We start from the raw sequence: 4,862 nt of genomic DNA, 5'->3' as shown, positions 1-4,862 counted from the left end.
GATGCCGCCGACCGGGATGCCCTCGCCTCGGTCCTGGCCAAGATCGCGGTCGAGCGTCCGTTGACGGCGGTGGTGCACGCCGCGGGGGTGATCGATGACGCGACGGTGGAGTCGCTGACGCCGCAGCGGATGGCGACCGTGCTGTCGGCGAAGGCTGACGCGGCGTGGAACCTGCACGAGCTGACCGAGGACGCGGGCCTGGCCGGCTTCGTGCTGTATTCGTCGGCCGCGGCAGTCATGGGCAGTGCGGGGCAGGGCAGTTACGCCGCGGCGAACGCGTTCCTGGACGCCCTGGCCGTCTATCGCCGGGATCGGCACCTGGCCGGTCAGTCGCTGGCGTGGGGCTTGTGGGAACAGACCTCGGAGATGACTGGGCATCTCAACAGCACCGGTATGTCCCGCCTGCGCCGTGGCGGTGTTCAGCCGATGACGACCGTCCAGGGTCTGGCGTTGTTCGAGGCCGCGGTCGCGTGGGGCGCGCCGTTGGCAGTCCCGGCCCGCCTCGACCTGACCGGCCTGTCACGACCGGGACGACCGCTGCTTCCGTTGCTGCGCGGTCTGGCCACTGCCGTCCCCGCCCGCCCGACCGCGGCTGTTGCTGCGGACACGGGTGCGGGTGGCCTGGCGGCCCGGTTGGCCGCGCTCAGCCCTGCCGATCGCGAGCAGGAGGTTTTGGAGGTCATCCAAGCCGCCGCGGCCGTTGTCCTGGGCCACATCCGCCCCGGGGACATCGACTCCCAGCGGCCCTTCCGCGAGATGGGCATCGACTCCCTGACCGCGCTGGAGCTCCGCAACCGGCTCGCGAGCGAAACTGGGCTCACCCTCCCCGCCACCCTGGTCTTCGACTACCGGGCACCGGACGAGCTCGCCCGGTTCCTGCTCGAAGAGCTCGGTGAGCTCGGTGACACCTGGGCACCCGCTGACGAGGACATCGTCGAGCAGCTCGCCAGGTTGGAGACGGCCCTCGCGAAGGATAAAGATCTCGATGAAAAGCTGCGCGGCTTCGCCCGCTCCCGTCTGCAGGCACTGCTGAACATGGTGGGCTGACCGGATCAATCGATTCGACCGGATCGACCGGCGAACGAGGGGAGAGAACCTGCTCGCGTGTCAACGGCCATGTCGTTCTCCCCGTAGTGTGAAGTCCCACGGGTTGTTGGACAGTTCTGTCCCGGTTGATCCTGGACGGTCTCATGGCAGTTTTGACGGTCTCGGCACATCCTGGACGACCGTGGCTCGTTGGTCTTTCCGTGACGGAATCGCATGAGCCTGAGCCAGTGGACGACCGGCGGTGGATGGCTGAGCACCGTTACCGGGCGGTGCTCCAGGTGCTGGACGGGGCGCCGGTCGCGCAGGTAGCCCGCCAGTTCGGTGCGTCGCGGCAGTCGGTGTACACCTGGATCGAGCGATACCACGCCGGCGGGCTGGACGCGCTGGTGGACAAGTCGCGCCGACCGCACGTCTCGCCACACCAGGTGCCCGCCGAGGTCGAGGCTCTGGTCTGCGAACTGCGCCGCTCCTACCCACGCTGGGGCGCCCGCCGGATCGTCCACGAGCTGGGCCAGCGCGGGCTGGTGCCAGTGCCCGGCCGGTCCACCGTGCACCGGATCCTGACCAGACACGGACTGATCAACCACCAGGAGCAGAACCACCGCCGTGTCTACCGCCGCTGGCAGCGCGACGCCCCGATGCAGCTGTGGCAGCTGGACATCATGAGCGGGGTGTACCTGGCCAGCGGGCGCGAATGCAAGCTGGTCACCGGCATCGACGACCACTCACGGTTCATCGTGATCGCCAAGGTGGTCGCTGAGCCGTCCGGCCGCGCGGTGTGCACCGCCTTCGCCGAGGCCATGACCACCTACGGAGTGCCCTCGGAGGTGCTGACCGACAACGGCAAGCAGTTCACCGGCCGCTTCACGAAGCCGGTCCCGGCCGAGGTCCTCTTCGAGCGGATCTGCCGGGAGAACGGCATCACCGCGCGGCTGACGAAACCCCGATCACCGACCACCACCGGGAAGATCGAGAGGTTCCATAAGTCCCTGCGGCGTGAACTGCTCGACCACGTCGGTCCGTTCGCGGACCAGGCAACAGCCCAGGCCGCCATCGACGCCTGGGTGCACGGCTACAACCACAGCCGGCCGCACCAGGCCCTCGACATGGCCGTGCCCGCCGCCGTGTTCCGCCCCGTGGCCAAGGACACGCAGCAGGACCGGCACGAGGTACACCTGCCCGAGCCGCAGGACGGGACAACGCTGACGACGGCCGAGCTGCTGGCGCCGCAGCTGCCCGCGCTGCTGCCATCACCGCGGTTGCCCGTCGACGAATCCCAGATCAGGGCCGTGGAGTTCGAGGCGCTCATCTCGCCGATCGGCAGACTGTGTTTGCTCTCCGGCCAGCAGCTGAAGTTCCCCGCCGCGCTGGGCGCACGAACCGCCACCATCTGGGCCGACGAGCGCAGCATCCACGTCTTTATCGACGGCGAACTCGCCCGCACCCGCACCTCCCAGTTCACCGCGGCCGACCTGAAGGCGCTGGTGCAGCGCGGCGGGCGGATCGCCGGCCCCGAACCAGCGACGCCCGCCCTGCCCGACGGGCCGCAGGCCCCGCTCGTGGTCGAGGTCGACCGGCTGGTTGGCCGGGACGGCGACGTCGGCCTCGGCGGGCAGCGTGTCAAGCTCGCGGCCCAGCTCGCCGGACAGCAGGTCACCCTGCGGTTCGACGGCCAGCTGATGCATGTCATCGCCGACGCCCGCACGGCTCCGGTCGGCAATGCCGGTGCGGGAAGGCGTCCACCTGCGGTTCTGGCACCGCGCAGGGAGGGCAGTTTGTCGCGGCTCACGGGGCAAGGCCATGTGCCGATGAGCGTGTTCTCGGCGATGGCGTGCATGAGGTGTCCATCGAGCCGCAGGGTGATTCTGTGTCCCGCGAAGCTGTTGCTGACCTGGTAGTCCTCGCCTTTGAGGCTGATCAGGCCGTCGCGGTGGACGAGACGGTCGACCTCGACCGCCTGGCCGGCCGGGATGGTCAGCCTTCCGGTCTTTCCGTTGCTCCGTGGCAGCGCCGGGGCGGCTGGCGGCGGTCCGGCAGGGCGGGCTCCGCGCATGGTCAGCCAGCGCAGGTTTTCCTCGGTCAGCCGTGAGGGGACCGTCTTGACGAGGTGGCCGTCCAGGGTGAGATGGATACTGCGCTGGTCGCCCCAGAGGGTGAGGGTGCGGCCAGCCATCGCGGGCGGGACTGCGGTCTTCTGGGCGCCGGGCACCAGGGTGAGGTGCCCGCTGGGAGGCACCCGGGCCTCGAACTCGACGGCGCCGGAACCCACTGGAGGTGGTGGCGGCGCCTCGATGACGCGAACGGCTCGGTCTCCTCGCCCGAGCCGGCCTCCATGGGCGGTGCGGGATCGGTGCGGGCCGGGCCGTTGGGCCGAAACAGGCTGGCTGGGACAGCCATGTCCAGGGACTGGTGAGGTCGCTGGTGGTTGTAGGCTTTATCGACCGCAGGAGCTCGGATACTGGCTCTGAACTGCGACGATTCATAGAATACATGTCCGTGACGCCAAGTTGAGGTCGTTGCTGTAACTCGTCCGGACGGTTTCGGGAGACGGCCTGATGCGGGTTGGATCAGGGCGAAGAGTTCCGGCGTGCTTCTTCCGCAGCCACGCGTTCGTTCTCGTCCGCAACCTCTCGTGCTGCCCATAGCCTTTGGATAGTTGGACCTGCGGCGGGCAGGGTCTCGCCTCGCTGGAAGGCGCCGATGCTGTCGATGGCATGTCGGGTTGCGCCCGCTACTACTTGATGCGGCCAGGCCATCGGCGCCAGTCTGTCCCGGTCGTTGAGTAGTAGGGAGCTCATGTCGTTGATGGTGGCTCGTAGCGGGTTTTCCAGTCGCAGGGAGGCCATCTCGATGCGGGTCAGATGTTCGCGCAGCGTCCTCTCCCAGGCCGTGTGGTCCTCGGCTGATGTGTGGCTGGATGGAGCCGACTCGCTGAGACGGACAACGGCGAAGAGTTCTTCCGTGATGCGGTCGAGGCTGGCCTCCCGCAGAGCTGTCCGGCGGTTCGCCTCGGTGGCCTTCTCATTCCGCTTCTGCTGCAAGATGCCGCCGAACAGGGAGAGGGCGGCACCGACGAGTGTGCCGGCCAAGGCGATGAGGGCTGTTCCCCAGGCTGAATCCACGTCGACATTGTGAGGCACCCCCGACAGAAGATCTTCTGTCGGGGTGCGGCGAGTGGTCGTGGACGAGGCTCAGGTCCCTGGCGCGGGTCGGTGATGCGGGCTTCGAGATCGGCGACGCGTCGGTCTTGGAAGCGGAGGTTGGAGCGGGCGGCCTTGAGCCGCTCGTCGAGGGTGCGGTTATCGGTAGTGAGTTGGCGGACCCTGTGTTTGAGCGTGGTGTTCTCGGTGGTGACCTTCTAGCCCTCCGGAGGCGCCGGGGACTCTGGTGGGTAGCCCTTGGCGCGGAGGTAGCCGTCGAGTGCGAGGGCGACGATGTCTCCGTGGGGGATGCCGCTGTCGGCGTTGTAGCGGCGTATGCGGCGTTGGAGTTGGAGGGCTTCGGGTACGGCGTAGTTGAGTTGGCCGCGGATTGTGTGGCGCGTGGCGATGATTGCTTGCGTGTCGGGGTGCGAGGTGAAGGGGTCGTCGGCGGGTACGGGCTGGGTTTCGAGGATGTCCGCCAGGTCGCGCAGCAGGCGGATGTGGTGGGTGTGGTCGGGCATCGTGGTGCTCCGGGTTGCTTGACTAGGCGAATAGTGATCCGCCTATTCGCCTATCGGGCTAGTCGAATAGGCGGCAGGGTGGACGCGGTCATGCGAAGTTCCCACACGTCGCGCGGGAACTCGCTCTCCCAGCCGCTGCCGTGGGCGAGGT

3 protein-coding genes and 1 pseudogene are annotated in these 4,862 nt (G+C 68.2%); 2 read left to right on the top strand and 2 right to left on the bottom strand.

Translation table 11 applies throughout. The features are described 5' to 3' along the window. The coding region (locus ABZ887_RS50875) for a beta-ketoacyl reductase (protein ID WP_361306515.1) at window positions 1-1,047 on the top strand (1,047 nt) is incomplete at its 5' end. A gap of 245 nt (window positions 1,048-1,292) precedes the next feature. Beyond that, window positions 1,293-2,843: pseudogene (locus tag ABZ887_RS50870) on the top strand (IS481 family transposase); the annotation flags it as partial. A gap of 771 nt (window positions 2,844-3,614) precedes the next feature. Here the strand turns inward: ABZ887_RS50870 and ABZ887_RS50865 are convergent. Continuing rightward, complete coding sequence (locus tag ABZ887_RS50865) at window positions 3,615-4,169, bottom strand: hypothetical protein (protein ID WP_361306513.1); 555 nt, start codon at window positions 4,167-4,169, stop codon at window positions 3,615-3,617. Between the two features lie 236 nt (window positions 4,170-4,405). Then, window positions 4,406-4,711 carry a hypothetical protein gene (locus ABZ887_RS50860; protein ID WP_361306511.1) on the bottom strand — a complete coding sequence of 102 codons (306 nt, stop codon included), beginning with the start codon at window positions 4,709-4,711 and terminating at the stop codon, window positions 4,406-4,408. Window positions 4,712-4,862: the final 151 nt, after the last annotated feature.

Source organism: Streptomyces sp. NPDC047061 (genome assembly GCF_040643955.1).
GTDB lineage: Bacteria > Actinomycetota > Actinomycetes > Streptomycetales > Streptomycetaceae > Streptomyces.
This window is presented reverse-complemented; position numbering and strand designations above follow the sequence as displayed.